At 43.4% G+C, this 26,670-nt stretch carries 35 protein-coding genes and 1 riboswitch; of the genes, 30 read left to right on the top strand and 5 right to left on the bottom strand.

The features are described from left to right. Positions 1-3 precede the first annotated feature (3 nt). The 15 genes from xerD to lysA all read left to right on the top strand — a co-directional run bounded on the left by xerD (position 4) and on the right by lysA (position 12,541). Positions 4-894, top strand: a complete 891-nt coding sequence (xerD, locus tag NYE49_RS11755; RefSeq protein ID WP_047182833.1) for a site-specific tyrosine recombinase XerD — start codon at positions 4-6, stop codon at positions 892-894. Between the two features lie 161 nt (positions 895-1,055). After that, positions 1,056-2,240, top strand: a complete 1,185-nt coding sequence (deoB, locus tag NYE49_RS11750) for a phosphopentomutase (protein ID WP_047182832.1) — start codon at positions 1,056-1,058, stop codon at positions 2,238-2,240. A gap of 12 nt (positions 2,241-2,252) precedes the next feature. Beyond that, entirely contained in the window at positions 2,253-3,068 is an 816-nt protein-coding gene (locus tag NYE49_RS11745; protein ID WP_003230447.1) for a purine nucleoside phosphorylase I, inosine and guanosine-specific, read from the top strand. Positions 3,069-3,222: 154 nt separating this feature from the next. Next, complete coding sequence (gene dacF / locus NYE49_RS11740) at positions 3,223-4,392, top strand: D-alanyl-D-alanine carboxypeptidase DacF (protein WP_047182831.1); 1,170 nt, start codon at positions 3,223-3,225, stop codon at positions 4,390-4,392. 95 nt (positions 4,393-4,487) lie between these two features. Then, the gene (gene spoIIAA / locus NYE49_RS11735; RefSeq protein WP_004398633.1) at positions 4,488-4,841 is read left to right on the top strand and encodes an anti-sigma F factor antagonist; all 354 of its coding nucleotides are present in this window, start codon (positions 4,488-4,490) and stop codon (positions 4,839-4,841) included. Next, the gene (gene spoIIAB / locus NYE49_RS11730; RefSeq protein WP_014477237.1) at positions 4,838-5,278 is read left to right on the top strand and encodes an anti-sigma F factor; all 441 of its coding nucleotides are present in this window, start codon (positions 4,838-4,840) and stop codon (positions 5,276-5,278) included. Before spoIIAA ends, spoIIAB begins: the two co-directional genes overlap by 4 nt. 11 nt (positions 5,279-5,289) lie before the next feature. Then, a complete protein-coding gene (sigF, locus tag NYE49_RS11725; protein WP_003230458.1) occupies positions 5,290-6,057 on the top strand; it encodes an RNA polymerase sporulation sigma factor SigF in 768 nt (255 codons plus the stop codon). A 126-nt stretch (positions 6,058-6,183) separates the two neighbouring features. Beyond that, positions 6,184-6,804, top strand: coding sequence for a stage V sporulation protein SpoVAA (gene spoVAA, locus NYE49_RS11720; RefSeq protein WP_015714205.1), 621 nt, complete (start codon positions 6,184-6,186; stop codon positions 6,802-6,804). Then, a complete protein-coding gene (gene spoVAB / locus NYE49_RS11715) occupies positions 6,794-7,219 on the top strand; it encodes a stage V sporulation protein SpoVAB (protein ID WP_003230463.1) in 426 nt (141 codons plus the stop codon). The genes spoVAA and spoVAB overlap by 11 nt, the downstream gene beginning before the upstream one ends. A gap of 12 nt (positions 7,220-7,231) precedes the next feature. Then, entirely contained in the window at positions 7,232-7,684 is a 453-nt protein-coding gene (spoVAC, locus tag NYE49_RS11710) for a stage V sporulation protein AC (RefSeq protein ID WP_003223947.1), read from the top strand. A gap of 12 nt (positions 7,685-7,696) precedes the next feature. Next, a complete protein-coding gene (spoVAD, locus tag NYE49_RS11705) occupies positions 7,697-8,713 on the top strand; it encodes a stage V sporulation protein AD (RefSeq protein ID WP_003230465.1) in 1,017 nt (338 codons plus the stop codon). Position 8,714: 1 nt separating this feature from the next. Then, entirely contained in the window at positions 8,715-9,065 is a 351-nt protein-coding gene (gene spoVAE, locus NYE49_RS11700) for a stage V sporulation protein AE (RefSeq protein ID WP_003230467.1), read from the top strand. A gap of 7 nt (positions 9,066-9,072) precedes the next feature. Next, positions 9,073-9,684, top strand: a complete 612-nt coding sequence (gene spoVAEA / locus NYE49_RS11695; protein ID WP_003230469.1) for a stage V sporulation protein SpoVABEA — start codon at positions 9,073-9,075, stop codon at positions 9,682-9,684. After that, positions 9,635-11,116: a spore germination protein SpoVAF gene (gene spoVAF, locus NYE49_RS11690; protein WP_047182828.1), complete on the top strand. Its 1,482-nt coding sequence runs from the start codon at positions 9,635-9,637 to the stop codon at positions 11,114-11,116. Before spoVAEA ends, spoVAF begins: the two co-directional genes overlap by 50 nt. Positions 11,117-11,221: 105 nt before the next feature. Further along, complete coding sequence (lysA, locus tag NYE49_RS11685) at positions 11,222-12,541, top strand: diaminopimelate decarboxylase (RefSeq protein WP_004398851.1); 1,320 nt, start codon at positions 11,222-11,224, stop codon at positions 12,539-12,541. Positions 12,542-12,570: 29 nt separating this feature from the next. On the opposite strand, the gene NYE49_RS11680 is transcribed toward lysA, so the two are convergent. Continuing rightward, complete coding sequence (locus NYE49_RS11680) at positions 12,571-13,443, bottom strand: DUF1002 domain-containing protein (protein ID WP_014480169.1); 873 nt, start codon at positions 13,441-13,443, stop codon at positions 12,571-12,573. Positions 13,444-13,698: 255 nt separating this feature from the next. Here NYE49_RS11680 and NYE49_RS11675 point away from each other — a divergent pair, with 255 nt between their 5' ends. Beyond that, positions 13,699-14,130, top strand: a complete 432-nt coding sequence (locus NYE49_RS11675) for a peptidylprolyl isomerase (RefSeq protein WP_003223931.1) — start codon at positions 13,699-13,701, stop codon at positions 14,128-14,130. Between the two features lie 141 nt (positions 14,131-14,271). Here the strand turns inward: NYE49_RS11675 and NYE49_RS11670 are convergent, their stop codons facing one another. Further along, entirely contained in the window at positions 14,272-14,484 is a 213-nt protein-coding gene (locus tag NYE49_RS11670; RefSeq protein WP_003230479.1) for a spore germination protein, read from the bottom strand. 161 nt (positions 14,485-14,645) lie between these two features. Next, positions 14,646-14,792 carry a DUF1259 domain-containing protein gene (locus tag NYE49_RS11665; protein ID WP_100506331.1) on the bottom strand — a complete coding sequence of 49 codons (147 nt, stop codon included), beginning with the start codon at positions 14,790-14,792 and terminating at the stop codon, positions 14,646-14,648. A 546-nt stretch (positions 14,793-15,338) separates the two neighbouring features. Here NYE49_RS11665 and NYE49_RS11660 point away from each other — a divergent pair. Further along, the gene (locus NYE49_RS11660; RefSeq protein ID WP_250540411.1) at positions 15,339-15,806 is read left to right on the top strand and encodes a hypothetical protein; all 468 of its coding nucleotides are present in this window, start codon (positions 15,339-15,341) and stop codon (positions 15,804-15,806) included. Positions 15,807-15,999: 193 nt separating this feature from the next. Further along, on the top strand, positions 16,000-16,206 hold the full coding sequence (locus NYE49_RS11655; protein ID WP_003230483.1) for a zinc ribbon domain-containing protein: 207 nt from the start codon (positions 16,000-16,002) through the stop codon (positions 16,204-16,206). On the opposite strand, the gene NYE49_RS11650 is transcribed toward NYE49_RS11655, so the two are convergent. Next, positions 16,203-16,388, bottom strand: coding sequence for a hypothetical protein (locus NYE49_RS11650; protein ID WP_080344206.1), 186 nt, complete (start codon positions 16,386-16,388; stop codon positions 16,203-16,205). The genes NYE49_RS11655 and NYE49_RS11650 overlap by 4 nt on opposite strands. A gap of 211 nt (positions 16,389-16,599) precedes the next feature. Here NYE49_RS11650 and lepB point away from each other — a divergent pair, with 211 nt between their 5' ends. The 7 genes from lepB to ribT all read left to right on the top strand — a co-directional run bounded on the left by lepB (position 16,600) and on the right by ribT (position 22,067). Continuing rightward, entirely contained in the window at positions 16,600-17,154 is a 555-nt protein-coding gene (gene lepB / locus NYE49_RS11645; protein WP_003246166.1) for a signal peptidase I, read from the top strand. A 234-nt stretch (positions 17,155-17,388) separates the two neighbouring features. Then, positions 17,389-17,733: a hypothetical protein gene (locus tag NYE49_RS11640; protein WP_003230488.1), complete on the top strand. Its 345-nt coding sequence runs from the start codon at positions 17,389-17,391 to the stop codon at positions 17,731-17,733. Positions 17,734-17,853: 120 nt separating this feature from the next. After that, positions 17,854-17,998: riboswitch (FMN riboswitch) on the top strand. Positions 17,999-18,128: 130 nt separating this feature from the next. Continuing rightward, positions 18,129-19,214: a bifunctional diaminohydroxyphosphoribosylaminopyrimidine deaminase/5-amino-6-(5-phosphoribosylamino)uracil reductase RibD gene (gene ribD / locus NYE49_RS11635; protein ID WP_047182826.1), complete on the top strand. Its 1,086-nt coding sequence runs from the start codon at positions 18,129-18,131 to the stop codon at positions 19,212-19,214. 10 nt (positions 19,215-19,224) lie between these two features. Then, a complete protein-coding gene (gene ribE, locus NYE49_RS11630) occupies positions 19,225-19,872 on the top strand; it encodes a riboflavin synthase subunit alpha (RefSeq protein WP_015483397.1) in 648 nt (215 codons plus the stop codon). 14 nt (positions 19,873-19,886) lie between these two features. Beyond that, positions 19,887-21,083 (top strand): bifunctional 3,4-dihydroxy-2-butanone-4-phosphate synthase/GTP cyclohydrolase II, encoded by a 1,197-nt coding sequence (locus NYE49_RS11625; protein ID WP_047182825.1) that lies wholly within the window; start codon positions 19,887-19,889, stop codon positions 21,081-21,083. A 32-nt stretch (positions 21,084-21,115) separates the two neighbouring features. Next, complete coding sequence (gene ribH / locus NYE49_RS11620) at positions 21,116-21,580, top strand: 6,7-dimethyl-8-ribityllumazine synthase (RefSeq protein ID WP_003223915.1); 465 nt, start codon at positions 21,116-21,118, stop codon at positions 21,578-21,580. A gap of 112 nt (positions 21,581-21,692) precedes the next feature. Then, positions 21,693-22,067 (top strand): GNAT family N-acetyltransferase RibT, encoded by a 375-nt coding sequence (gene ribT / locus NYE49_RS11615; RefSeq protein ID WP_003223910.1) that lies wholly within the window; start codon positions 21,693-21,695, stop codon positions 22,065-22,067. Positions 22,068-22,080: 13 nt separating this feature from the next. Here ribT and NYE49_RS11610 read toward each other — a convergent pair whose 3' ends face one another. Then, positions 22,081-22,605, bottom strand: coding sequence for a DUF309 domain-containing protein (locus tag NYE49_RS11610; protein WP_047182824.1), 525 nt, complete (start codon positions 22,603-22,605; stop codon positions 22,081-22,083). Positions 22,606-22,885: 280 nt separating this feature from the next. Here NYE49_RS11610 and scpA point away from each other — a divergent pair, with 280 nt between their 5' ends. The 5 genes from scpA (at position 22,886) to spmA (ending at position 26,667) form a co-directional block, all read left to right on the top strand. Then, a complete protein-coding gene (gene scpA, locus NYE49_RS11605; RefSeq protein WP_003246108.1) occupies positions 22,886-23,641 on the top strand; it encodes a segregation/condensation protein A in 756 nt (251 codons plus the stop codon). Beyond that, entirely contained in the window at positions 23,631-24,224 is a 594-nt protein-coding gene (gene scpB, locus NYE49_RS11600) for an SMC-Scp complex subunit ScpB (protein ID WP_003223904.1), read from the top strand. The genes scpA and scpB overlap by 11 nt, the downstream gene beginning before the upstream one ends. Positions 24,225-24,278: 54 nt before the next feature. Beyond that, a complete protein-coding gene (locus NYE49_RS11595; RefSeq protein WP_014477219.1) occupies positions 24,279-24,818 on the top strand; it encodes a YpuI family protein in 540 nt (179 codons plus the stop codon). Positions 24,819-24,940: 122 nt separating this feature from the next. Next, a complete protein-coding gene (dacB, locus tag NYE49_RS11590; RefSeq protein WP_014480157.1) occupies positions 24,941-26,089 on the top strand; it encodes a D-alanyl-D-alanine carboxypeptidase DacB in 1,149 nt (382 codons plus the stop codon). Continuing rightward, positions 26,077-26,667, top strand: a complete 591-nt coding sequence (gene spmA, locus NYE49_RS11585; RefSeq protein ID WP_004398980.1) for a spore maturation protein SpmA — start codon at positions 26,077-26,079, stop codon at positions 26,665-26,667. Before dacB ends, spmA begins: the two co-directional genes overlap by 13 nt. Positions 26,668-26,670: the final 3 nt, after the last annotated feature.

Raw genomic sequence — 26,670 nt, 5'->3', positions numbered from 1 at the left:
AGAGTGAAAGATCAAATAAAGGATTTCATCCACTACGTTATGGTAGAGAGAGGGCTCTCTCAAAATACGATCGTATCCTATGAACGTGACTTGAAAAGCTATTCTCTCTACTTAACAGAAACCCTTCATGTTACGGATTGGAATCACGTTACCCGCATACATATTATCCAATACTTAAAGCATTTGAAGGACTCGGGGAAATCCGGCAAGACATCGGCGCGGCATTTGGCATCCATTCGCTCTTTTCATCAATTTCTGCTCAGGGAAAAAGCAACGGATAAGGACCCTTCCGTTCATATCGAAACACAAAAGACGGAACGGGCGCTTCCAAAGGTGCTCGCACTCAATGAAGTCGAGCGATTATTGGACACGCCTAAGCTGACGAGCCCATTCGGCTATCGGGATAAAGCAATGCTGGAGCTGCTTTATGCGACAGGCATACGAGTCAGTGAAATGATTGAGTTGAAAACGGCAGATGTTCATTTATCTATGGGGTTTATCCGATGCTTTGGCAAAGGAAGAAAAGAACGGATTGTGCCAATTGGTGAAGCCGCCGCTTCCGCCATTGAGGAATATATGACAAAAGCCAGGGGAAAACTGTTAAAGAACAATGTATCTGACGCCCTCTTTTTAAATCATCACGGCAAACAGATCAGCCGCCAGGGATTTTGGAAGAACCTGAAAAAAATCGCGTTGGAAGCCGGCATTAAGAAAGAGCTGACTCCGCATACGCTCAGGCATTCCTTTGCGACGCATCTGCTTGAGAACGGGGCAGATTTAAGAGCGGTGCAGGAAATGCTCGGTCATGCGGATATATCCACGACGCAAATTTATACGCATGTGACGAAAACAAGGCTGAAGGATGTGTACAAGCAGTTTCATCCGCGAGCATAGCCGCAGGGTGGCTGCGGCTTTTTTGTTTAGATCGACAGAAAATATTGAAGTTTCTCATTATTTTCAAATACATTGTCAACGGGAATGAAAACGGTTTATACTTGAGTTGTCAGACCTCTTAGCGATACAATAGACGTATAGAAAAAAAGGAGGCTTTCAAGATGCCTGCATACAAATATAATCGTGTGTTTTTAATTGTGATGGACTCAGTCGGAATCGGCGAAGCGCCGGATGCCGCTGACTTTAATGACGAAGGCGCTCATACGCTCGGTCATATTGCCGAGCATATGAACGGATTACATATGCCGAATATGGCAAAGCTCGGCCTTGGTCTTATCGAAGATATCAAAGGTGTAGAAAAAACAGAACATCCGCTTGCCTATTATGGAAAAATGCAAGAAGCGTCAAACGGCAAAGATACGATGACTGGCCATTGGGAGATTATGGGTTTATACATTGATAAACCGTTTAAAGTGTTCCCGGAAGGCTTTCCTGATGAATTGCTTCAAGAGCTGGAAAAGAGATCTGGCCGCAAAATTATTGGAAACAAGCCGGCTTCCGGCACAGCGATTTTGGATGAGCTTGGTCAGGAGCACATGGAGTCAGGGGCTTTAATTGTTTACACGTCTGCTGACTCTGTTCTGCAAATTGCCGCTCACGAAGAGGTTGTGCCGCTTGAGGAGCTGTATCGCATTTGCGAAACGGCGAGAGAGCTGACGCTTGATCCGAAATATATGGTTGGCCGCATTATTGCACGGCCGTTCGTCGGAGAGCCGGGTCAATTCAAACGGACGCCAAACCGCCATGATTATGCGCTGAAGCCGTTTGACCGTACTGTCATGAATGAATTGAAAGACAGCGGCTTAGATGTGATTTCAATCGGTAAAATCTCTGATATTTACGACGGAGAAGGCATTACTTCTTCACGCAGAACGGTTTCTAATATGGACGGAATGGACAAGGTGATCGATACGCTGGGAGAAGACTTTACGGGTCTCAGCTTTGCGAACCTTGTTGATTTTGACGCGTTATTCGGACACCGCCGTGACCCTGAAGGCTACGGACGCGCGCTTGAAGAATTTGATGCACGGCTTCCGGAAGTGTTTGAAAAAATGAGAGAAGACGATCTGTTAATTATTACAGCCGACCACGGCAATGATCCGATTCATCATGGGACTGACCATACACGCGAGTATGTGCCGATTCTCGCCTACAGCAAAAAACATAAGAAAGCGCAAATGCTGCCGCTTGCTGATACATTTGCTGATATCGGCGCAACGATCGCTGATAATTTCCAAACGAATAAACCGAAATACGGGAAAAGCTTTTTATCTTTATTACAATAGGGGGACTGTTTCTTGAAGGACAGAATTGAACGCGCAGCCGCTTTTATTAAACAAAACCTGCCGGAATCTCCGAAGATCGGCCTTATTTTAGGCTCAGGTCTTGGCATTTTGGCGGACGAAATCGAAAATCCGGTCAAGCTGAAATATGAAGACATACCTGAATTCCCGGTATCTACTGTTGAAGGGCATGCCGGACAGCTTGTGCTTGGCACTCTTGAAGGAGTTTCCGTCATTGCAATGCAGGGCCGCTTTCATTTTTATGAAGGCTATTCAATGGAGAAAGTCACATTCCCTGTACGCGTGATGAAAGCGCTCGGTGTGGAAGCGTTGATCGTGACAAATGCCGCAGGCGGTGTCAACACTGAATTCCGTGCGGGAGACTTAATGATTATTACCGATCATATCAACTTTATGGGAACAAACCCGTTAATCGGGCCAAACGAAGCTGATTTCGGCGCCAGATTTCCAGATATGTCTTCAGCCTATGACAAAGATCTATCCAGCCTGGCTGAAAAGATTGCGAAAGACCTTAATATCCCAATTCAAAAAGGCGTGTACACTGCTGTGACAGGACCTTCTTACGAAACACCGGCAGAAGTCCGTTTCTTAAGAACGATGGGCTCTGATGCTGTCGGCATGTCTACTGTTCCGGAAGTCATTGTGGCGAATCATGCGGGAATGCGGGTTCTTGGCATTTCCTGCATCTCTAACGCGGCAGCCGGAATTCTGGATCAGCCTTTAAGTCACGATGAAGTTATGGAAGTGACCGAAAAAGTAAAAGCTGGATTCTTAAAGCTTGTTAAAGCGATCGTCGCTCAGTACGAATAAATATGAATCAATGCAGGACCAAAAGACAGCTGTGTCTGATATCACACAGCTGTCTTTTTTTATGCCCAAAATTCGAAACATTTTCCATCAGTGGCGTATAAAACCATCCCGCTTGGAAAAAATAAAAAGGATTATGAAATGGAGGGCTTTTGAGATGAAACGTCTTTTATCCACTTTGTTGATTGGTATAATGCTGCTTACATTTGCACCGTCTGCATTTGCAAAACAAGACGGAAAACGTACATCGGAGCTTGCTCATGAAGCGAAGTCTGCGGTGCTGATAGAACGTGACACGGGAAAAGTGCTTTACAACAAGAACAGCAATGAGAGACTGGCGCCTGCAAGCATGACGAAAATTATGACGATGCTTTTGATTATGGAAGCTTTAGATAAAGGCAAAATCAAAATGAGTGATAAGGTCCGTACAAGCGAGCATGCGGCGTCAATGGGCGGCTCACAGATATTCCTTGAGCCCGGCGAAGAAATGACTGTCAAAGAAATGCTGAAAGGCATCGCAATCGCTTCGGGAAATGACGCTTCCGTCGCCATGGCTGAATTTATTTCCGGCTCTGAAGAAGAATTTGTGAAGAAAATGAACAAAAAAGCAAAAGAGCTGGGATTGAAAAATACATCCTTTAAAAACCCAACAGGACTGACCGAGGAAAGACACTACAGCTCTGCTTATGACATGGCAATCATGGCTAAGGAATTATTGAAATACGAATCAATTACGAAGTTTACCGGCACGTATGAAGATTATCTGCGTGAAAATACAGATAAAAAGTTTTGGCTTGTGAATACAAATCGCCTTATCAAATTTTATCCTGGTGTAGACGGCGTAAAAACAGGCTATACAGGCGAAGCGAAATATTGTCTGACTGCTTCGGCTAAAAAAGGAAACATGCGGGCCATAGCGGTTGTATTCGGAGCGAGCACGCCTAAAGAAAGAAACGCGCAAGTGACAAAAATGCTTGACTTCGCCTTTAGCCAGTATGAAACGCATCCTTTATATAAACGAAATGAAACAGTAGCAAAAGTAAAGGTCAAAAAAGGGAAACAAAAATTTATCGAACTCACTACATCTGAGCCGATTTCAATATTGACGAAAAAAGGCGAGGATATGAACGATGTGAAAAAAGAAATCAAGATGAAGGACAATATTAGTGCTCCGATTCAAAAAGGCCAAGAGCTTGGCACTCTTGTTCTGAAAAAGGATGGAGAAGTACTCGCTGAAAGTCCTGTTGCTGCAAAAGAAGATATGAAGAAAGCCGGGTTTATCACATTCTTGAAGCGGACGATGGGAGACTGGACAAAATTTAAGTAATTATGCCGAATGACCACTAGTTTTGTCACGGTGAAGGAATTCATTCCGTCGAAATCGAAACACTCATTATCCGATCATATCAAGGAGGAATGAGCATGAGCCTTGGAATTGACATGAATGTCAAAGAATCTGTGCTTTGTATTCGATTAACAGGCGAACTCGATCACCATACGGCTGAAACCCTGAAGCAAAAAGTGACTCAATCATTGGAGAAGGATGATATTCGCCATATCGTGCTGAACTTGGAGGACCTTTCCTTTATGGACAGCTCGGGGCTTGGCGTTATTTTAGGAAGATACAAGCAAATTAAGCAAATTGGCGGGGAAATGGTCGTTTGCGCTATCTCTCCTGCGGTGAAGCGATTGTTTGATATGTCGGGTCTGTTTAAAATTATCCGATTTGAACAATCTGAACAGCAGGCGCTCCTGACACTGGGGGTGGCATCATGAAAAATGAAATGCACATTGAGTTTTCTGCCCTCAGTCAGAATGAATCGTTCGCCCGTGTGACAGTTGCTTCATTTATAGCTCAGCTGGACCCGACAATGGATGAACTGACTGAAATCAAAACAGTCGTGTCAGAGGCTGTCACAAATGCGATTATCCATGGATATGAAGAGAACTGTGAAGGGAAAGTTTACATTTCAGTGACGCTGGAAGATCATGTCGTATATATGACTATTCGTGATGAAGGCTTAGGCATTACAGATCTTGAAGAAGCCCGTCAGCCTCTATTTACGACTAAGCCTGAGCTTGAGCGCTCTGGAATGGGCTTTACCATTATGGAAAATTTCATGGATGATGTCAGTATCGATTCATCGCCTGAAATGGGAACAACGATTCGCTTAACAAAGCACTTATCAAAAAGCAAAGCGCTTTGTAATTAAGGAGATTTGTTATGGATGTGGAGGTTAAGAAAAACGGCAAAAACGCTCAGCTGAAGGATCATGAAGTAAAGGAATTAATCAAACAAAGCCAAAATGGCGACCAGCAGGCAAGAGACCTCCTCATAGAAAAAAACATGCGTCTTGTTTGGTCTGTCGTACAGCGGTTTTTAAACAGAGGATATGAGCCTGACGATCTCTTCCAGATCGGCTGCATCGGGCTGTTAAAATCTGTTGACAAATTTGATTTAACCTATGATGTGCGTTTTTCAACGTATGCAGTGCCGATGATTATCGGAGAAATCCAGCGGTTTATCCGTGATGACGGAACCGTAAAAGTATCAAGGTCATTAAAAGAGCTCGGAAACAAAATCCGGCGGGCGAAGGATGAGCTTTCGAAAACACTGGGCAGAGTGCCGACGGTGCAGGAGATCGCTGACCATTTGGAGATTGAAGCTGAGGATGTTGTACTGGCCCAAGAGGCGGTAAGGGCTCCATCTTCGATTCACGAAACCGTTTATGAAAATGACGGAGATCCGATTACCCTGCTTGATCAAATCGCTGACAACTCAGAAGAAAAATGGTTTGACAAAATTGCGCTGAAAGAAGCAATCAGCGATTTGGAGGAAAGGGAAAAACTAATCGTCTATCTCAGATATTATAAAGACCAGACACAGTCCGAGGTGGCTGAGCGGCTCGGGATCTCTCAGGTTCAGGTTTCCAGGCTTGAAAAGAAAATATTAAAACAGATCAAGGTTCAAATGGATCATACGGATGGCTAGTCTGCAGTGCAGGCTAGCTTTTTTGTGTGCAAAAGCGTGGTAATTTATGGTCTTTTCGAGCGGATGAATGAGAACAAAATCGAACCACATACTACATATATAACCACCGAAAGATGGTGATCAATGATGGAACGACGAATATTTATCCGGCTTCGCCACCGGGTGCTGGCACATCCAGGGGATATTATTACCGTTGGAGATGCCGCGCAAATAGAAGGGCAGCTTCAGCTGAAAAAGAAACTTTCGGCTATGCCGCTTTATCAGGTGAGCGAAAAAGATAAAAATATCGTAATTCTGGATATCATACAAGTCCTCAGAGCCATTCATTTACAAGATCCGACACTTGATGTTCAAACCGTAGGCGGAGCAGAAACCATTGTTGAAATTCAGTATCGAAAGCGAAATTTATCAACGGTTCTATTTATCGGTGTCTGGCTGCTTCTGTTTATTGGATCGTGTCTTGCCATCATGAACTTTCATGAGGATGTAAGCATGAGAGATGTTCATATCGCACTATATGAAATCATAACCGGAGAGAGGAATGACTATCCATATTTGCTTCAAATCCCATACAGCATCGGTTTGGGACTGGGGATGATCGTGTTTTTTAACCACATATTTAAAAAGCGCCTAAATGAAGAGCCCAGCCCGCTGGAGGTTGAGATGTTTAACTATCAGCTTGATCTCGATCAATATGTGGCCATGCATGAGAATCAAGAAACCATAAAGGATCTGCATGATCGTTAGTGTATTGTTCATTATTTTTGTAGGGCTCGGCGGAGGCATAACGGTGGGGGCGGGTTTCGTTGCTTTTTTAACCGTAATGGGAATCATTCCGCGGCTGATGCAGCTCACCAAAACAATGAGATTTGTTCAGGCTTATGAAGCGGCTGTCATTCTTGGCGCGGTTTGCGGGGGATGGGAGACGCTTCACATGAATCATCTTTATCTAACAAAATGGATAGCTGTGCCGGTCGGGCTTCTGGCAGGTTTGTTCGTCGGGATGCTAGCGGCTGCTCTTACAGAAGTTTTAAATGTCCTGCCGATTTTGGCGAAACGAATCGGGCTCAGAAGTAAAATAATTATTTTATTAATGGCCATCGTGATTGGGAAAATCGCGGGATCTTTATTTCACTGGCTGTACTTTATTGACCATTCATAAGGAGGTTTCAAGATGACAAACATAAAAGAAAATTACAAATCAAAAGTGAAAACATATCAGCCTAAGCCGCCTTACGTCTGGAACTGTGTAAAAGCCTTTTTAGTGGGCGGACTGATTTGTGCAATCGGGCAAGGTCTGCAAAATTTTTATATCCATTTTTTTGATTTCAATGAAAAAACTGCGGGGAATCCAACAGCTGCAACGCTGATATTAATTTCTGCCCTGCTTACAGGGTTTGGCATCTATGACAGAATCGGACAATTCGCAGGCGCAGGTTCAGCCGTACCTGTCACAGGTTTTGCCAACAGTATGGCAAGCGCGGCTCTTGAATATAAAAGCGAAGGATTAGTGCTTGGAGTAGCGACAAATATGTTTAAACTGGCAGGAAATGTTATTGTTTTCGGAGTTGTAGCTGCATACATCGTTGGAATGATTCGGTTTGCTTTTGAGAAACTGATGTCATAGGAGGAGAAGAAAATGAAATTAACAGGAAAGCAAACCTGGGTATTTGAACATCCCATATTTGTCAACTCAGCGGGAACGGCAGCAGGACCAAAGGAAAAAGACGGACCGCTCGGCTCTTTATTTGATAAAACCTATGACGAAATGCATTGTAATCAAAAAAGCTGGGAAATGGCGGAACGGCAGCTGATGGAAGACGCTGTTAATGTTGCACTTCAAAAAAACAATCTGACAAAAGATGATATTGACCTATTGCTGGCAGGCGACTTGCTGAACCAAAACGTGACGGCTAACTATGTGGCAAGACACTTGAAAATCCCATTTCTTTGTATGTTTGGCGCCTGTTCAACATCAATGGAAACAGTGGCTGTCGCATCAGCCTTAGTTGATGGCGGGTTTGCCAAAAGGGCACTCGCTGCCACTAGCAGTCACAATGCAACTGCGGAAAGACAGTTTCGCTATCCGACAGAATACGGAGGCCAAAAACCGGACACTGCTACCTCCACTGTAACCGGAAGCGGTGCAGTTGTCATCAGTCAGACACCGGGTGATATCCAAATCACAAGTGCGACTGTCGGAAAGGTTTCTGATTTAGGAATTACAGACCCTTTTGATATGGGATCGGCTATGGCTCCGGCTGCAGCTGATACGATTAAGCAGCACTTTAAAGATCTCAACCGGACAGCGGATGACTATGATCTAATCCTGACAGGTGACCTGTCAGGCGTCGGTTCTCCAATCGTAAAAGACATTTTAAAAGAAGATGGATATCCAGTCGGCACAAAGCATGATGATTGCGGGCTTCTGATTTACACTCCGGATCAGCAGGTCTTTGCCGGAGGGAGCGGCTGTGCTTGTTCAGCGGTTGTCACCTACTCTCATATTTTTAAGCAGCTGAGAGAAGGAAAATTAAACCGTGTATTTGTCGTGGCGACCGGGGCACTATTAAGCCCGACGATGATCCAGCAAAAAGAAACCATCCCGACTATCGCCCACGGGGTTGTATTTGAGCGTGCAGGAGGTGCATCTTAACATGGACTACCTTTTGGCTTTTGTCTGCGGCGGGGCCATTTGTATCGTCGGCCAGCTGCTCTTGGATATTTTTAAATTGACGCCAGCTCATGTCATGACATCATTTGTTGTAATCGGTGCAATATTAGATGGTTTCGGCATTTACGATAAATTTATTGAATTTGCCGGAGGAGGCGCCACCGTTCCGATCGTCAGCTTTGGTCACAGTCTTCTGCACGGCGCCATGCATCAGGCGCATATACACGGATTTATCGGAATCGGCATGGGGATTTTTGAGCTGACCTCGGCCGGTATCTCAGCCGCTATTCTTTTCGCCTTTATCGTAGCTGTTATTTTCAAACCGAAAGGATAATGCCGACATGACGACAAAACGCAAGGTCATACTGGTAACAGACGGGGATGTTTATGCCGCTAAAACAATTGAATACGCCGCAAGCAAAGTGGGAGGTCGATGCATTTCACAATCAAAAGGGAATCCTTCCACCCGCAGCGGCGCCGAGCTTGTCAAGCTGATCGCCTCAGCACCGTATGATCCTGTATTTGTCATGTTTGACGACTCCGGCCTTCAAGGAGAGGGTCCGGGAGAAGCCGCTCTAACCTATGTCGCAACCCATCCGTCTATTGAAGTGCTCGGTGTGATTGCGGTCGCGTCAAAAACACATCAGGCTGAATGGACCAGGGTCGATGTAAGCATTGACCGCAATGGAGAAATAACTGAATACGGCGTCGATAAAGTCGGGGAAAGAGAATTTGATGACCACAGAATGAGTGGAGATACAGTCTATTGCCTTGATAAACTTGATCTCCCGCTTATTGTCGGTATCGGGGATATCGGCAAAATGGGCAGAAAAGACGATATCTCAAAAGGGTCGCCAATCACCATGAAAGCGGTCGAGTTTATTTTAGAAAGGAGCGGGTATCATGCCGGACCACAAGGAAGAGAAAATTCGGGTTTATCGGAATCCAGCTAAAAATGAAGAGTATTTCAAAAACCGTGTTGGGATGGGGACGAGCTATGATGTAGGTGTTCGCAAACTCACGATTTTAGATAAAGAGATCCAGCTTTACTATCTAAATGGATTATGCGATACAGCCTATATTATTCATTTAATGAGAGAGCTTGTTGCCATTAACAATCGGAAAGAAGACCCTGATGAGCTGGTCGACATCGTCGAAAACAGGCTGCTTAACGCCCAGGTCGAAAAAGTAAAAACCTTGGATGAAACCACCGACCAAGTGCTGTCCGGGCTCGTCGCTGTCATTGTTGAAGGTGCAGGCTTCGCATTTATAATTGACGTCAGAAGCTATCCGGGCAGAAACCCGGAAGAACCTGATACGGAAAAGGTAGTCAGAGGAGCCAGAGACGGATTTGTTGAAAATATCGTCGTCAATACGGCCCTTCTCAGAAGGCGGATCAGAGACGAGCGCCTTCGAGTCAAGATGACTAAAGTTGGCGAGCGGTCAAAGACGGATTTAAGCATTTGTTATATAGAAGATATAGCTGATCCGGATCTGGTTGAGATCGTAGAAAAAGAAATTGCATCCATTGATGTCGATGGATTAACAATGGCAGACAAAACTGTCGAGGAATTCATTGTTAATCAAAGCTATAATCCTTTTCCGCTCGTGCGCTATACAGAAAGACCGGATGTGGCCGCAAATCATGTTCTAGAAGGCCATGTTATCATTATAGTGGACACATCGCCGAGTGTGATCATTACCCCGACGACTTTATTTCACCATGTGCAGCATGCTGAAGAATATAGGCAGGCGCCTTCAGTCGGGACCTTTTTAAGATGGGTAAGATTTTTCGGTATTCTTGCTTCTACTTTATTTCTTCCGATCTGGTTTCTCTTTGTGCTTCAGCCTGATCTGCTCCCGGACAACATGAAATTTATTGGTTTAAATAAAGATACGCATATCCCGATCATCCTGCAGATATTTTTAGCTGACTTAGGAATCGAGTTTCTCAGAATGGCTGCCATTCACACCCCGACGGCTTTATCGACAGCAATGGGTTTAATTGCCGCTGTTCTGATCGGGCAGATTGCGATTGAAGTCGGCCTTTTTTCTCCTGAGGTGATTCTGTACGTCTCACTTGCGGCGATTGGAACCTTTACGACGCCTAGTTATGAATTAAGCTTGGCAAACAAAATGAGCCGTCTTGTCCTCATGATACTCGTTGCCTTATTTCATATAAAAGGGCTCGTCATCGGGTTTACAGTGCTAATTATTTCCATGGCAAGCATCAAATCCCTTCAGACACCGTACTTATGGCCATTGATTCCTTTTAACGGAAAGGCGCTGTGGCAGGTTCTTGTCCGCACAGCGAAACCTGGCGCAAAAGTAAGACCCAGTATCGTTCACCCCAAAAATCGCTTAAGACAGCCTACCAACTCATAATCGCATTGAAACTGACTGAAGAGTATGATAATGTATGTCTTAATTATGAAGGGACAGTCCATAAAACTGTCCTTTCATCCATAAGCGGAGAAAGAGGGAATGACATTGTTCTTACACGGCACAAGCAGACAAAATCAACATGGTCATTTAGAAATCGGAGGTGTGGATGCTCTCTATTTAGCGGAGAAATATGGTACACCTCTTTACGTATATGATGTGGCTTTAATACGTGAGCGTGCTAAAAGCTTTAAGCAGGCGTTTATTTCTGCAGGGCTAAAAGCACAGGTGGCATATGCGAGCAAAGCATTCTCATCAGTCGCAATGATTCAGCTCGCTGAGGAAGAGGGACTTTCTTTAGATGTCGTATCCGGAGGAGAGCTATATACGGCTGTTGCGGCAGGCTTTCCGGCGGAACGCATCCACTTTCATGGGAACAATAAGAGCAGGGAAGAACTGCGCATGGCGCTTGAGCACCGCATCGGCTGCATTGTGGTGGATAATTTCTATGAAATTGCGCTTCTTGAAGACCTATGTAAAGAAACGGGTCACTCCATCGATGTTCTTCTTCGGATCACGCCCGGAGTAGAAGCGCATACGCATGACTACATTACAACGGGCCAGGAAGATTCAAAGTTTGGTTTCGATCTTCATAACGGACAAACTGAACGGGCCATTGAACAAGTATTACAATCGGAACACATTCAGCTGCTGGGTGTCCATTGCCATATCGGCTCGCAAATTTTTGATACGGCCGGTTTTGTGTTAGCGGCGGAAAAAATCTTCAAAAAACTAGACGAGTGGAGAGATTCATATTCATTTGTATCCAAGGTGTTGAATCTTGGAGGAGGTTTCGGCATTCGTTATACGGAAGATGATGAACCGCTTCATGCCACTGAATACGTTGAAAAAATTATCGAAGCTGTGAAAGAAAATGCTTCCCGTTACGGTTTTGACATCCCGGAAATTTGGATCGAACCGGGCCGTTCTCTCGTGGGAGACGCAGGCACAACTCTTTATACGGTTGGCTCTCAAAAAGAAGTGCCGGGTGTCCGCCAATATGTGGCTGTAGACGGAGGCATGAACGACAATATTCGACCTGCGCTTTACCAAGCTAAATATGAAGCTGCGGCAGCCAACAGGATCGGAGAAGCGCATGACAAAACGGTATCAATTGCCGGAAAGTGCTGTGAAAGCGGAGATATGCTGATTTGGGATATTGACCTGCCGGAAGTAAAAGAAGGCGATCTTCTTGCCGTTTTTTGTACAGGCGCTTATGGATACAGCATGGCCAACAATTATAACCGTATTCCGAGACCCGCCGTTGTATTTGTCGAAAACGGTGAGGCTCATTTAGTCGTGAAGCGAGAAACATACGAAGATATTGTAAAACTTGATCTGCCATTTAAAACGGGTGTAAAGCAATAAAAGAAAGCGCCGATTTTTCGGCGCTTTTCCTATTTGAATATAGATACAATCGCATTCCAGATAGATACGAAGAAATCAATGACTTTCTGGATGAAGTTTTTGCCTTCATCTGATTCTATGAATTTCGTAATCTTATCTTTCGCTTTATCTAGCTGGTCACTGACCTGTCCCCAGTCAATGTCAGCGTTTTTCATCTTATTGAATAGGGAGACAAGCTGATTCTTTTGGCTGTCAGTAAGTGTGACGTTTAAATCAGAAGCTGCGTCATCCACTTGTTTTTCGATGTCAGCTTTATTATCAGGCACCCCGTTTTTAGCAAACTCTTCTTTGATTTTTGCAATCAGGGCTGCCGCATTTTCGTTACCAATTTTGTCTCCAAGCTCTGATGTCGTGACAAGCTCTTGGTTGGCGACCTGCTTAACATCCTCCGAGATCGCTTCGTCAGAAGAAACTTCATACGCCTTAATCAATCCAGTTAAAGCCGCAGTCCCAGATACTTCAAACGGTGCTGTAACATACACCTTCGCATCTTTAACACCGGCTGTCATCAGTGCATTCAGGTACATTTCATCCGTGATGCCGCTGATATTATGGGTCTCAACATTCAATCCGGAGCCTTTTTTGGCAATGGTGATTGAGGATGAAGAAATCGCTCTCGATCCGATTTGTGCGTTCGATATATATTTTCCTAAATATTCATGTTCTTCCTTATTGGTCACGGTTACCGTTGTGGCATTATCAGGGACATTCATTTCATCAAGCACTTTTTGTTTGTCGGATTCTGACAAATCAGCACCAAGTGTTACAATGACATCTCCAACTGCGGCATCCGCGAGACTGACCTTCGGAACCGTCAGCAGCAAAACGGCCGCTGCCAGCATTCCAATCCAAATTTTCTTCAAAGCAGTTTGACCTCCTTCAATTTCACAAGCAGCTGGGTAGTGCTGCTTTGTGAGGACCTGAATCATGAAAAATACAGTTCCGTTAGGTTAGACGGAGATAAAGAGATTCAGGTTTCATTTTTATTTTTTAGTAAAGCCGGGAGATTCATTTTCCCCCGAAAGGTGTGGTATAATAGCCGCGACAAGGAGAGACAGGCTATAACCTATCATACATAATCTCCTTTGAAAATTAAAATAAAGAAAGTAGGCATACAATTGAAAACAGGTTACTTTTTATTAGAAGACGGGAACAAAATTGAATTTGAACTTTATCCTGAAGCTGCACCTGGAACTGTTGCAAACTTTGAAAAGCTTGCGAACGAAGGCTTTTATGACGGGCTTACATTCCACCGAGTGATCCCTGGCTTCGTCAGCCAAGGCGGATGCCCGCACGGAACTGGTACTGGCGGTCCGGGATACACAATCAAATGTGAAACAGAAGGAAACCCGCATACACATGAGGCGGGCGCACTTTCTATGGCACATGCCGGAAAAGACACTGGCGGCAGCCAATTTTTCATCGTTCATGAGCCACAGCCTCATTTGAACGGTGTTCACACTGTATTCGGTAAAGTAACAAGCGGATTAGAATTCGCGAAAAACATGTCTAACGGCGATGTCATGAAAGAAGTTCGCGTAGAAGGCTAATCGGCAGGCAAAAGGCTTCCTCTTAAAGAGGAAGCTTTTTTTATTGGCCAAAAATGTTCAATAAAAAACCGCCGAATGCTGATGGCGGTTGGTAAACCGGGTTTTTAAGGAAGGAGATTTCTCAATCCCTAAATAAATACATTAAAAAGTTTTGGTGACGTTTTGATCAGTAAATTGATGATTAATCATTTTAGCCTTGCTTACAAAGTTATTTTCAAAGACAATTCCTGTGTTTAAACCTCCGGAGCCAAACACAGATTTGGACAAAGTTAAAGGCCTGATCATAAAAGCGCCGCCTACGTTAATTACACTGTTCCCGGAAACGTTGTTTATATTAATAGGATAATCAATCATACTATCAAGTCTCCTTTCATATCATTCTATTTTTTATATGTATTAGTGCTAGAGTTGATTAGCGTAAACTTAATGGCAAAAATATTTAGGAGATGCCTGTTTTCATTGATTTATAAAAATGCTCGAAAAAAGCGCCTCCTTTAAAGCTTCCGGAAGACTAGCTATCTGTCTATTCTTTTAACTACTCTGAATGCGGCAGCTGCTTTTCTGGCGAATGTAATAGGATCATACTGTGCTGACTCAAAGTGCATATACATTGCACACGGCTCACTAAATAACCAGTGGTTATGCAATGCAGTAATCGTCATGCGCTGTATCCTAGTTCGGTGAGCAAAGAATTTACCTCTTCATGTACGAAACTAAGTCAAATACTTTATCATTGCGAACCTCAAACGGGAAAAATGGGGAATGGCCAAGGAATGAGGTAGGCAAACAAACACCTGACTCGGTGGCAGAACGAACTGCCCAAAATTTTGGCAAACTCCCTGCGTATCTTTTATTTCCTCCCATTTCATGCTGTTGCTCCTCCTATGTCAAAAAAGAATGTATGAGTGACGAGTATAGGAAGAGAAGATCCCGCCATAGACAATGTTGTCGGACGACTGAAGATAAAATTGTGCTGATTATACAAAAAGTGGATTGGGAATGATAAAAGAACAAAAAAGTTTAAGGAGAAACACGTGCAAGTTTTGACGGGGTTATTTGAACAGCATGGATATGCCGTCTTTTTATTGTCTTAATGTTAGAGCTTCTAGCTTTACCAGAATCTAGAGAGTTTCTGATGGGCTATGCCGGTGTTCTCGTGTTTCAAGAAACTAAGCATGTTAGCGGCCGGATTGGGGAGCTGTGCGGGAGTGAGCATGTCGTATTGGATCGGGTATAGACTGGGCCCAGCTGCAATTCAGAAAGCTTTTGCGTCGAGAGGTGTTCTGTTAGCCGTTATTGTTCTAACTCTTCTTTGGACAGTATTCAAAGGGCAAGACCGGAAAATCGAACTCTCTTTCTTATTTTTCCTAGTCATTGGTGGAGAGCTTTATGAAGAGGGAATCAGACGGCTCTTTCATTCCCTTCATCCTGTTCACGCTCCTTTGGAAAGTCATGTATTATATCCATTCCCGAGCGAACAGACGTTAACGGCATTTGTCATTTTTGGTTTTTGTGCTTATCTTTTTGTTCGTCATTCTCATAAGGTGCGTCTGCAAACTGTTGCGTTTTTTTGTTTATTATCGTTTTATTCCTCATCGGGCTGGGGCGTGTGTACGTTAATGAGCAGTATCCGAGTGATGTTGCTGCGGGTTACGCCTTCGGCGGTGTTTAGCTGAGTTTAAATGTTTTGGTCATGGAGCTTTTCCGTTTCTCCAGAAGATTTACCAAGCTGAGAAACGAACCCAATTAGAATGTAAAGAACGGGTGATCAAAATTAAGCAAACTTTAAAGTAGTATGGTTCATTGGGATTGGTATTTTGTAGTAAAATAAATCAAACAAACGTGATGTAATGAAAAGGAGATCGCGATATGGACAACAAAGGCTGTATAAAATGCGGCAGTACTGAAGCCGGACAAAAAGAAATAGCTACAACCGGCACGGGATTATCAAAGCTGTTTGACGTGCAGCATAACCGATTTCTAGTGGTTTACTGTAAGAACTGCGGATATTCAGAGTTTTATAATAAAGAGTCTTCAACTGCCGGGAATATATTGGATTTATTTTTTGGAGGCTAATCCATGTTTTCGAGCTTGAATGATTTTAAACATATTATGAAAGCAAAAAACGGGGTGCGATTATCACCTGTGAAATAGGTTGCCGCAAACATTCCAGTAACCTTCTTGATGTGAATTGTTTTGTCAAGTGCCATGGATATCATGGACTGGGAGATAAATGAACAAACTGTTCGTAACCTCATGCCTTATATACGACCTAAAGATTTAGCATATGAGAACTCTCTTTCTTCTGAATTTTCAGGCCTAGTTATGATCGACAAGAAAAAAATAGGCATGATGTGGGTAGAAGATGAAGATTAACAGTTTGTAAAATCACTTCAATGGTCCTAATGGGATTTTTTTTCGATTCGTGATAACATAAATTGAAGACCGTTGTTTATTGGAGGAAATCAGTTGAAATCAGAAAATGTTTCGAAGAAAAAATCAATATTAGAATGGGCAAAAGCAATTGTGATTGCTGTCGTTCTTGCTTTGCTCATCCGCAACTTTATTTTTGCACCGTATGTCGTTGATGGTGACTCTATGTATCCTACACTTCACAACCGTGAAAGGGTCTTTGTTAATATGACAGTCAAATACATCGGCGAGTTTGATAGAGGAGACATCGTCGTGTTAAACGGAGATGATGTTCACTATGTCAAACGTATTATCGGCCTTCCCGGCGATACGGTTGAGATGAAAAATGACCAGCTCTATATCAACGGGAAAAAGGTGGACGAACCTTATTTGGCGGCTAATAAAAAGAGAGCGAAACAGGACGGTTTTGACCATTTGACCGATGATTTCGGCCCGGTTAAAGTGCCTGATAACAAGTATTTTGTGATGGGTGACAATCGTCGGAATTCCATGGACAGCCGTAACGGACTTGGCCTCTTCACGAAAAAACAAATTGCGGGTACGTCAAAGTTTGTTTTCTACCCGTTTAACGAAATGCGCAAAACAAATTAGGATCAAGCAGTTTCCCATTGGGGCTGCTTTTTTTATATCTTTTTTACGGTCATCCCCTAAAAACAGAACATAAATTCGTATATCTATAGAAAAGAAATTTTTGCAGAAATGTGAAACATATTCCCGTTATGCATCGTTATATTAATAATTTACGAGAATTTACGGTTTTTTATTCATGAAAAAAAGGAATAACTCATATGAATGAATAGATTCATATTGGCTGGAGGTTTAGAAATGGGAAGAATAAAAACCAAGATTACCATTCTGTTAGTGCTTTTGCTTTTACTTGCAGGCGGTTATATGTACATAAATGATGTTGAGCTGAAGGATGTTCCGACAGCAATTGGACAAACCTTGTCCTCGGAAGAAGAGGAATACACCATCCAGGAATATAAAGTGACGAAAATTGACGGCTCAGAGTATCATGGAGTAGCAGAAAACGGAACGAAAATCATCTTCAACGGAAAAAAATTAAATCAGGATTTATCTGATATAAAAGAAGGTGACAAGATTAAGGCATACTTCAGCAAATCAAAGCGGATCGACGGATTAATCAAGGTTGCAAAAGTGAATGATTAACAAAACATCACCTTTCAGATCGAAGGGTGATGTTTTGTTTTTCTCAAATTGTAAGTTTATTTCATTGCGTACTTTAAAAAGGATCGCTATAATAGCCAATAAGGACAAATGAATAAAGATTGTATCCTTCGGGGCAGGGTGGAAATCCCGACCGGCGGTAGTAAAGCACATTTGCTTTAGAGCCCGTGACCCGTGTGCATAAGCACGCGGTGGATTCAGTTTAAGCTGAAGCCGACAGTGAAAGTCTGGATGGGAGAAGGATGATGAACCGCTATGCAAATGGTTCAAAAATGCATAGTGTTATTTCCTATTGCGTAAAATACCTAAAGCCCCGAATTTTTTATGAATTCGGGGCTTTTTTTGACGGTAAATAACAAAAGAAGGGAGGGAACCAAATGGAAGAGTATTATATGAAGCTGGCATTAGATCTTGCGAAGCAGGGCGAAGGACAGACCGAATCCAATCCGCTCGTCGGTGCTGTTGTCGTAAAGGACGGACAAATTGTCGGAATGGGCGCCCATTTAAAATATGGTGAAGCTCATGCAGAAGTTCATGCCATCCATATGGCTGGAGCACATGCAGAGGGTGCCGACATTTACGTTACACTCGAACCGTGCAGCCATTACGGAAAAACACCGCCATGTGCAGAATTGATTATCAACTCTGGCATCAAAAGAGTGTTCGTGGCGATGAGAGATCCTAATCCGCTTGTGGCTGGAAGAGGGATCAGCATGATGAAAGAAGCCGGCATTGAGGTAAGGGAAGGCATCCTGGCAGACCAGGCGGAGAGGCTGAATGAAAAATTTCTGCACTTTATGAGGACCGGCCTTCCGTACGTCACGCTAAAAGCGGCTGCCAGCCTTGACGGCAAGATAGCTACCAGCACGGGTGACAGCAAATGGATCACGTCAGAGGCTGCAAGACAGGATGCTCAGCAATACAGGAAAACACACCAATGCATTTTAGTCGGAGTTGGCACAGTGAAAGCCGACAATCCGAGCTTAACCTGCAGACTGCCGAATGTAACAAAACAGCCGGTTCGGGTCATACTTGATACCGTACTCTCGATTCCTGAGGACGCTAAAGTGATTTGCGATCAAATAGCGCCGACATGGATTTTTACGACGGCACGCGCAGACGAGGAAAAGAAAAAACGGCTTTCAGCTTTCGGAGTGAACATATTTACACTTGAAACCGAGCGCATTCAAATTCCCGATGTTTTGAAGATCCTAGCGGAAGAAAGCATCATGTCGGTGTATGTGGAAGGCGGTTCAGCTGTTCACGGAAGCTTTGTCAAAGAAGGCTGTTTTCAAGAAATCATCTTCTATTTTGCCCCTAAACTAATCGGAGGAACGCATGCTCCCAGCTTAATCTCCGGTGAAGGTTTTCAATCAATGAAAGATGTCCCCTTATTACAATTCACTGATATAACCCAAATCGGCCGTGATATCAAACTGACGGCAAAACCGACAAAGGAATAGGATGGTGACCATGTTTACAGGAATTATCGAAGAAACAGGCACAATCGAATCCATGAAAAAAGCAGGGCATTCAATGGCCTTAACAATTAAATGCTCAAAGATTTTAGAGGATGTTCATCTTGGCGACAGCATTGCAGTGAACGGCATTTGTCTAACTGTCACTGATTTTACAAAAAATCAATTCACAGTGGATGTTATGCCTGAAACAGTCAAAGCTACGTCTCTGAATGATTTAACAAAAGGAAGCAAAGTAAATCTGGAAAGAGCGATGGCGGCAAACGGCCGTTTCGGAGGTCATTTCGTCTCAGGCCATGTCGACGGAACTGCGGAAATCACACGAATTGAAGAGAAAAGCAACGCAGTTTACTATGATTTAAAAATGGACCCGTCATTAACAAAAACATTGGTTTTAAAGGGATCAATTACTGTGGATGGCGTGAGCTTAACCATATTCGGCCTGACAGATGATACTGTGACGATTTCTTTAATCCCGCACACCATCAGCGAAACAATTTTTTCCGAAAAAACGATCGGCTCTAAAGTGAATATCGAATGCGATATGATCGGAAAATATATGTATCGATTTTTGCATAAAGCCAATGAAAATAAGACCCAACAAACCATAACAAAAGCCTTCTTAAGCGAAAACGGCTTTTAGAGAGGAAGATTTGCATGTTTCATCCGATAGCAGAAGCACTGGACGCTTTAAAAAAAGGCGAAGTCATCATCGTTGTAGATGATGAAGACAGAGAAAATGAAGGAGACTTTGTGGCTCTTGCCGAGCATGCAACGCCGGAAGTCATTAACTTTATGGCGACACATGGGAGAGGACTGATCTGCACGCCGCTCAGTGAGGAAATCGCAGACAGGCTTGATCTTCACCCTATGGTTGAGCATAATACAGATTCTCACCACACTGCATTTACCGTAAGCATAGACCATCGTGAAACGAAAACAGGTATCAGCGCTCAAGAAAGATCTTTTACCGTTCAAGCATTACTGGACAGCAAATCCGTGCCATCTGATTTTCAGCGTCCGGGGCACATTTTTCCGCTGATTGCGAAAAAAGGAGGTGTCCTGAAAAGAGCGGGCCATACAGAAGCTGCTGTTGATCTTGCTGAAGCCTGCGGATCCCAAGGAGCCGGCGTCATTTGTGAAATTATGAATGAAGACGGAACGATGGCGAGAGTGCCTGAGCTCATTGAAATTGCGAAAAAGCATCAATTAAAAATGATCACCATTAAGGATTTGATTCAATACCGTTACAATCTGACAACACTTGTCGAGCGTGAAGTTGACATTACGCTGCCTACTGATTTTGGGACATTTAAGGTTTATGGATACACAAATGAGGTAGATGGAAAAGAGCATGTCGCATTTGTGATGGGAGAGGTGCCGTTCGGAGAAGAACCGGTATTGGTCCGGGTGCATTCAGAATGTCTCACAGGTGACGTGTTTGGGTCTCATCGCTGTGACTGCGGACCGCAGCTGCACGCCGCGCTGAACCAAATTGCCGCAGAAGGCCGTGGAGTTCTCCTTTACTTGCGCCAAGAAGGACGAGGCATCGGTTTAATCAATAAATTAAAAGCTTATAAGCTTCAGGAACAAGGTTATGACACCGTAGAAGCCAATGAGGCGCTTGGATTCTTGCCGGATCTTCGCAACTATGGCATCGGAGCACAAATTTTACGCGACCTCGGTGTCCGGAATATGAAGCTTTTGACGAATAATCCGCGAAAAATCGCAGGCCTTGAAGGCTACGGACTCAGTATTTCAGAAAGAGTGCCGCTTCAAATGGAGGCGAAAGAACACAATAAAAAATACTTGCAAACCAAAATGAACAAGCTAGGTCATTTACTTCATTTCTAATCACAAATATCACAAAAAAGGATGGGAATCATATGAATATCATACAAGGAAATTTAGTTGGTACAGGTCTTAAAATCGGAATCGTAGTAGGAAGATTTAATGATTTTATTACGAGCAAGCTGCTGAGCGGAGCAGAAGATGCGCTGCTCAGACATGGCGTAGACACAAATGATATTGATGTGGCTTGGGTTCCAGGCGCATTTGAAATACCGTTTGCTGCGAAAAAAATGGCGGAAACAAAAAAATATGATGCTATTATCACATTGGGCACTGTCATCAGAGGCGCGACGACACATTACGATTATGTCTGCAATGAAGCTGCAAAAGGCATCGCGCAAGCAGCAAATACTACTGGTGTACCTGTCATCTTTGGAATTGTAACAACTGAAAACATCGAACAGGCTATCGAGCGTGCCGGCACAAAAGCGGGCAACAAAGGTGTAGATTGTGCTGTTTCTGCCATTGAAATGGCAAATTTAAACCGCTCATTTGAATAATTTGCTGAAAACAGTTTAAAAATATGGCGAAAATGATATAATGTGAGAAAACGGATCACCTATTCGTATCCGTTAATAGCAGACTGGACATTTTGGATATAGAGGGGTTTTTATGTTAATTCGTTATAAAAAATCGTTTGAAAAGATTGCGATGGGGCTTCTTTCGTTTATGCCGAATGAAAAAGACCTTAAGCAGCTTCAGCAGACAATTAAGGACTACGAAACGGATACAGACCGCCAGCTCTTTCTTTGGAAAGAGGACGAGGATATCGTCGGAGCAATCGGAGTCGAAAAAAAGGATTCTGAGGTTGAGATCCGGCATATCAGTGTGAATCCTTCTCATCGCCATCAAGGAATCGGAAAACAGATGATGGATGCTTTAAAGCATTTATTCAAAACGCAAGTACTGGTTCCAAATGAATTAACGCAGAGCTTTTTCGAACGTTGTCAAGGTCAGCAGGATCAAGACATTTCATACAATAATTAAGCAGAGGCTGTGATCAGTCTCTGCTTTTTTTTCTGCGTTCTATTTCTTTTTCACGTTCACGGATGACGTCAGTCCGATCCCGTAAACGGTGTTTGTCGATAAGAAATATGTTGCTGAGTGCACTGGGCTGCCCCCATGTATACTTTTTTTTCCTGCATTCGATCCTGCATGCTTCCTCCAGTTTTTCATCTTTGATTGGCAGCATAATGCTTTTATAGGCAGAGCCCGTTTCGATTTGTTCGTAAACCGATTGCATAAGTTCGAGCAAACGGCCATGATCGAGCCCTAAGTCTTCGACTGCCCGGTGTTCTGCTTGAAGAATCCGGATGCTGTTCGCCATCAGTCTTTTTGCCCCAGCTGTATTCTGTCTTCTGTGATGATATAAAGCAACTGCAAGCTGAATAAAGCCCACCCAATAGCGTTTTCGTTTCTTTGGCGGATCTTCCTTCCAAAATTCTTCTAATATTTCATGGCATTCAAAATAATCCCGTGTCGCGTGAAACTCAACGAGATAATCTATATAAGCTTTCGGATACAAGGTGTTTCCTCCTTTAATGTGCTTTTAGTGTACCATAGAAGGGATAAAAGGAAAAAAGAACGCTCGGCCTCTATTGCTTCTTAGAAAGGAAAACCAGAAGCTAAGGCTTTTTCTCCCGCTTCTGCGCTCCGAGCAAACACCTCTCGTGTTTTGAATATTCTGTACCAACTTGTTCAAAACAGGAAATGAAATAGTATTGGACGAGAGCTTTTTGGTGGCTTATACTATAGGGTAGCCAGTTTTTCCGGCAATGAGAGTGATACTTGAAAATGGTGAGAAGATGGAAGAATATCAAGTGAAAATTGATACGTTTGAGGGCCCATTGGACCTGCTGCTTCATTTAATCAATCGTCTTGAAATTGACATATATGATATACCTGTGGCGAAGATCACTGAACAATATTTATTATATGTACATACGATGCGTGTGCTTGAGCTCGATATTGCCAGCGAGTATTTGGTTATGGCTGCCACGCTGCTCAGCATTAAAAGCAGAATGCTGCTCCCGAAGCAAGAGGAGGAGCTTTTTGAAGATGAATTACTTGAAGAAGAAGATCCGCGGGAGGAACTGATTGAAAAGCTGATTGAGTATCGAAAATATAAAGATGCGGCGAAGGATTTAAAAGAACGGGAAGAAGAAAGACAAAAATCGTTCACGAAACCGCCGAGTGATTTGAGTGAATATGCAAAAGAAGTAAAACAGTCTGAGCAAAAGCTCTCTGTCACGGTCTATGATATGATCGGAGCTTTTCAAAAAGTGCTGAAACGCAAAAAAATTAACAGGCCGATGGAAACAACAATTACAAGACAGGACATACCAATCGAAGCCAGAATGAACGAAATCGTGCACAGCTTGAAATCTAGAGGAACGAGAATCAACTTTATGGATCTGTTTCCATATGAGCAAAAAGAACATTTAGTAGTGACCTTTCTAGCTGTTCTCGAGCTGATGAAAAATCAGCTGGTCCTCATTGAACAGGAGCACAATTTTTCAGATATTTACATTACGGGGAGTGAATCCATTCATGGGGCTTGATATCGTGAATTGGAAAGCTATTGTGGAAGCCCTTCTTTATGCGGCAGGCGATGAAGGGCTTACAAAAAAGCAGCTGTTAACAGTGCTTGAAATCGAAGAGCCTGAACTGAACACGATCATGGCGGATGTGGCGGACGAATACCGCGGAGATACACGAGGGATTGAACTTATTGAGTATGCAGATACGTACATGCTCTCTACCAAAAAAGACTTTGCGCCTTACTTGAAAAAACTGATTGAAGTGCCGTCAAAGGGCCTTTCTCAAGCATCTTTAGAAGTACTGGCCATTGTTTCATACAAACAGCCAATTACGAGAGCAGAAATTGAAGAAATCAGAGGAGTAAAATCAGAGCGGATTTTACACAGTCTTGTCGCGAAGGCGCTATTGTGTGAAGTAGGGCGTGCCGATGGTCCGGGGCGGGCCATTTTATACGGTACTACGCCGACTTTTCTTGAACAATTCGGTCTGAAAACGCTGGACGAGCTTCCGCCGCTGCCTGAAAATGCGGAAGAAGACGTTCTTCAAGAAGAAGCAGATTTATTTTTTGAAAACTTTAACCAAACCTTCGAAGATATAAAATAGAAGTTTAATGAATCGCGCTTTTTCATCATCATAAGATATAAGGAAGAAGCTATCATGAAAGAAGCAAAATGTGAGAGACAAAGACATGAGGGGAAGATACCAAACGAAATGGGACATTCGATTGTGCGAGCGCAGACTCAAAAAACAGGCGAATTCTTATCAATGGTTGTCAATACCGTGAACGATTACCTAAATCAAACGACGCTTGAGTCCTTACAGGCTGAATTGCCTATTGAAAAAGGATACTGCTGTGATGTGCTGAGCACTCTGAGAAGAATGGCAGTATTTTGTGAAGGAGGCGCAGAAGCGTGCCGCCGTCTCCTGATGCAGGAGCCTTTTCAGGAAGCCAGAGCGGAAAAAACACTTTATAATGTGTATCACCAATGCATTGAAGAGTTCTTTATGCCGAAAAAAGACACGTGGTGTGAAAATAGCCGGGCGTCTTATACAGGGGTCAGCGCAATTGAGTTTTATCATGCTGTTCCTGCGTCGCTTGAGCAATTATTATTGCCGTTGAGCGCTGCCTTTCTGAAAATGAGGGAAGAGCTGGCTCATTACGAAGCGTCCGGATCAAGCATGGCGCCAATCAGATAACGTTTACTCTCCCTTTTTCAGGGAGAGTTTTTTTATGTTTGCTTCCAGAAATATAATTGTTATTCATAACTGATGGACGTGCGCATAAACTTGTACAAACCACCACAAGGACGTGAGCAAACATGCGCATTTTCAAAAAAGCAGTATTCGTGATCATGATTTCTTTTCTTATTGCAACTGTAAATGTGAATACAGCACATGCTGCTATAGATGTCAGTGCAAAGAGCGCGATCATTATTGACGGTGCGTCAGGCAGAGTGTTATATGCCAAGGATGAGCATCAAAAAAGGCGGATCGCGAGCATCACAAAAATTATGACCGCCGTCCTCGCCATCGAATCCGGCAAAATGGATCAAACGGTGACGGTTTCGGCAAATGCTGTCAGAACAGAAGGCTCCGCCATTTATTTAACAGAAGGTCAAAAAGTGAAGCTAAAAGATCTTGTGTATGGCCTGATGCTAAGATCAGGAAACGATGCCGCTGTCGCGATTGCTGAGCATGTCGGTGGGAGCCTCGATGGGTTTGTTTATATGATGAATCAAAAAGCCGAGCAGCTTGGTATGAAAAACACCCGTTTTCAAAACCCGCACGGATTGGACGACCATGAAAATCATTATTCAACAGCCTATGACATGGCCATTTTAACAAAATATGCTATGAAGCTGAAAGACTATCAAAAGATTTCAGGCACAAAAATATACAAAGCGGAAACAATGGAAAGCGTATGGAAAAACAAAAATAAACTGCTGACCATGCTTTATCCGTACAGCACAGGAGGAAAAACAGGCTATACAAAACTTGCAAAACGGACACTGGTCTCTACGGCTTCAAAGGACGGCATTGACCTGATAGCCGTCACCATTAATGACCCTAATGATTGGGATGACCATATGAAGATGTTTAACTATGTGTTTGAGCATTATCAAACCTATTTAATTGCAAAAAAAGGGGATATTCCAAAGCTGAAAGGCACATTTTATGAATCGAAGGCTTTTATCAAACGTGATATCACCTATTTGCTGACCGAAGAGGAAAAAGAAGATGTGAAAATTAATACCACACTGCTCAAGCCGAAAAAAGCATGGGAAAAAGATGCCTCGAAAATCCCTGACATCGTAGGGCACATGGAGATCATGTTCAACGATGCAACCATCGCAAAAGTGCCGATCTATTATGAAAATGAGCGGCATCAAAAACCGAAGAAACAATTTTTTGAAACGTTTAAATCAATCTTTCTGAATGCGGCAGGCGGAGCAAAATGGTCAATATAATTTGGGTCAGTTTAACCGTGATCGGACTCGTTTTTGCGATGTGCAACGGAACTCTGCAAGATGTAAATGAAGCCGTGTTTAAGGGTGCGAAAGAAGCGATTACGATCTCATTTGGATTGATGAGCGTGCTTGTTTTCTGGCTTGGCTTAATGAAAATCGCCGAGCAGTCAGGGCTTTTGGATATTTTCAGCCGGATGTGCAGGCCTTTTATATCTAAACTGTTTCCTGATATACCGCCGGATCACCCGGCGATGGGCTATATTTTATCTAATCTTATGGCGAATTTCTTCGGCCTCGGAAATGCAGCAACTCCGCTTGGCATTAAAGCAATGGAACAAATGAAAAAGCTGAACGGAAACCGATCGGAAGCAAGCCGGTCGATGATTACTTTTTTAGCTGTTAATACGTCCTGCATCACACTCATCCCGACAACGGTGATCGCTGTCCGAATGGCTTATTCCTCCAAAACGCCGACAGATATCGTCGGGCCAAGCATTTTGGCAACGCTTATTTCTGGAATCGGTGCCATTATCATTGATCGGTATTTTTATTACCGCCGCAAAAAGAAGGGAAGGTGAGCG

The organism is Bacillus sp. FSL L8-0358, from assembly GCF_038593095.1.
GTDB classification, from domain to species: domain Bacteria; phylum Bacillota; class Bacilli; order Bacillales; family Bacillaceae; genus Bacillus; species Bacillus subtilis.
The sequence above is the reverse complement of the archived record's forward strand: the minus strand, read 5'-3'. Positions and strand labels throughout refer to the sequence as shown.

What these genes read in the sequence shown, in the direction of transcription:
- scpA (WP_003246108.1), top strand. Translation starts at nt 22,886, where the DNA reads ATGGAAGAATATCAAGTGAAAATTGATACGTTTGAGGGCCCATTGGAC.
- NYE49_RS11595 (WP_014477219.1), top strand. Translation starts at nt 24,279, where the DNA reads ATGAAAGAAGCAAAATGTGAGAGACAAAGACATGAGGGGAAGATACCA.
- dacF (WP_047182831.1), top strand. Translation starts at nt 3,223, where the DNA reads ATGAAACGTCTTTTATCCACTTTGTTGATTGGTATAATGCTGCTTACA.
- deoB (WP_047182832.1), top strand. Translation starts at nt 1,056, where the DNA reads ATGCCTGCATACAAATATAATCGTGTGTTTTTAATTGTGATGGACTCA.
- ribD (WP_047182826.1), top strand. Translation starts at nt 18,129, where the DNA reads ATGGAAGAGTATTATATGAAGCTGGCATTAGATCTTGCGAAGCAGGGC.
- NYE49_RS11670 (WP_003230479.1), bottom strand. Translation starts at nt 14,484, where the DNA reads ATGATTGATTATCCTATTAATATAAACAACGTTTCCGGGAACAGTGTA.
- spoVAE (WP_003230467.1), top strand. Translation starts at nt 8,715, where the DNA reads ATGGACTACCTTTTGGCTTTTGTCTGCGGCGGGGCCATTTGTATCGTC.
- spmA (WP_004398980.1), top strand. Translation starts at nt 26,077, where the DNA reads ATGGTCAATATAATTTGGGTCAGTTTAACCGTGATCGGACTCGTTTTT.
- ribE (WP_015483397.1), top strand. Translation starts at nt 19,225, where the DNA reads ATGTTTACAGGAATTATCGAAGAAACAGGCACAATCGAATCCATGAAA.
- NYE49_RS11625 (WP_047182825.1), top strand. Translation starts at nt 19,887, where the DNA reads ATGTTTCATCCGATAGCAGAAGCACTGGACGCTTTAAAAAAAGGCGAA.
- NYE49_RS11655 (WP_003230483.1), top strand. Translation starts at nt 16,000, where the DNA reads ATGGACAACAAAGGCTGTATAAAATGCGGCAGTACTGAAGCCGGACAA.
- ribH (WP_003223915.1), top strand. Translation starts at nt 21,116, where the DNA reads ATGAATATCATACAAGGAAATTTAGTTGGTACAGGTCTTAAAATCGGA.
- sigF (WP_003230458.1), top strand. Translation starts at nt 5,290, where the DNA reads ATGGATGTGGAGGTTAAGAAAAACGGCAAAAACGCTCAGCTGAAGGAT.
- spoVAB (WP_003230463.1), top strand. Translation starts at nt 6,794, where the DNA reads ATGATCGTTAGTGTATTGTTCATTATTTTTGTAGGGCTCGGCGGAGGC.
- NYE49_RS11640 (WP_003230488.1), top strand. Translation starts at nt 17,389, where the DNA reads ATGGGAAGAATAAAAACCAAGATTACCATTCTGTTAGTGCTTTTGCTT.
- scpB (WP_003223904.1), top strand. Translation starts at nt 23,631, where the DNA reads ATGGGGCTTGATATCGTGAATTGGAAAGCTATTGTGGAAGCCCTTCTT.
- spoVAEA (WP_003230469.1), top strand. Translation starts at nt 9,073, where the DNA reads ATGACGACAAAACGCAAGGTCATACTGGTAACAGACGGGGATGTTTAT.
- spoVAD (WP_003230465.1), top strand. Translation starts at nt 7,697, where the DNA reads ATGAAATTAACAGGAAAGCAAACCTGGGTATTTGAACATCCCATATTT.
- ribT (WP_003223910.1), top strand. Translation starts at nt 21,693, where the DNA reads ATGTTAATTCGTTATAAAAAATCGTTTGAAAAGATTGCGATGGGGCTT.
- NYE49_RS11650 (WP_080344206.1), bottom strand. Translation starts at nt 16,388, where the DNA reads ATGAGGTTACGAACAGTTTGTTCATTTATCTCCCAGTCCATGATATCC.
- spoVAA (WP_015714205.1), top strand. Translation starts at nt 6,184, where the DNA reads ATGGAACGACGAATATTTATCCGGCTTCGCCACCGGGTGCTGGCACAT.
- spoVAF (WP_047182828.1), top strand. Translation starts at nt 9,635, where the DNA reads ATGCCGGACCACAAGGAAGAGAAAATTCGGGTTTATCGGAATCCAGCT.
- spoVAC (WP_003223947.1), top strand. Translation starts at nt 7,232, where the DNA reads ATGACAAACATAAAAGAAAATTACAAATCAAAAGTGAAAACATATCAG.
- NYE49_RS11665 (WP_100506331.1), bottom strand. Translation starts at nt 14,792, where the DNA reads ATGACGATTACTGCATTGCATAACCACTGGTTATTTAGTGAGCCGTGT.
- spoIIAA (WP_004398633.1), top strand. Translation starts at nt 4,488, where the DNA reads ATGAGCCTTGGAATTGACATGAATGTCAAAGAATCTGTGCTTTGTATT.
- spoIIAB (WP_014477237.1), top strand. Translation starts at nt 4,838, where the DNA reads ATGAAAAATGAAATGCACATTGAGTTTTCTGCCCTCAGTCAGAATGAA.
- dacB (WP_014480157.1), top strand. Translation starts at nt 24,941, where the DNA reads ATGCGCATTTTCAAAAAAGCAGTATTCGTGATCATGATTTCTTTTCTT.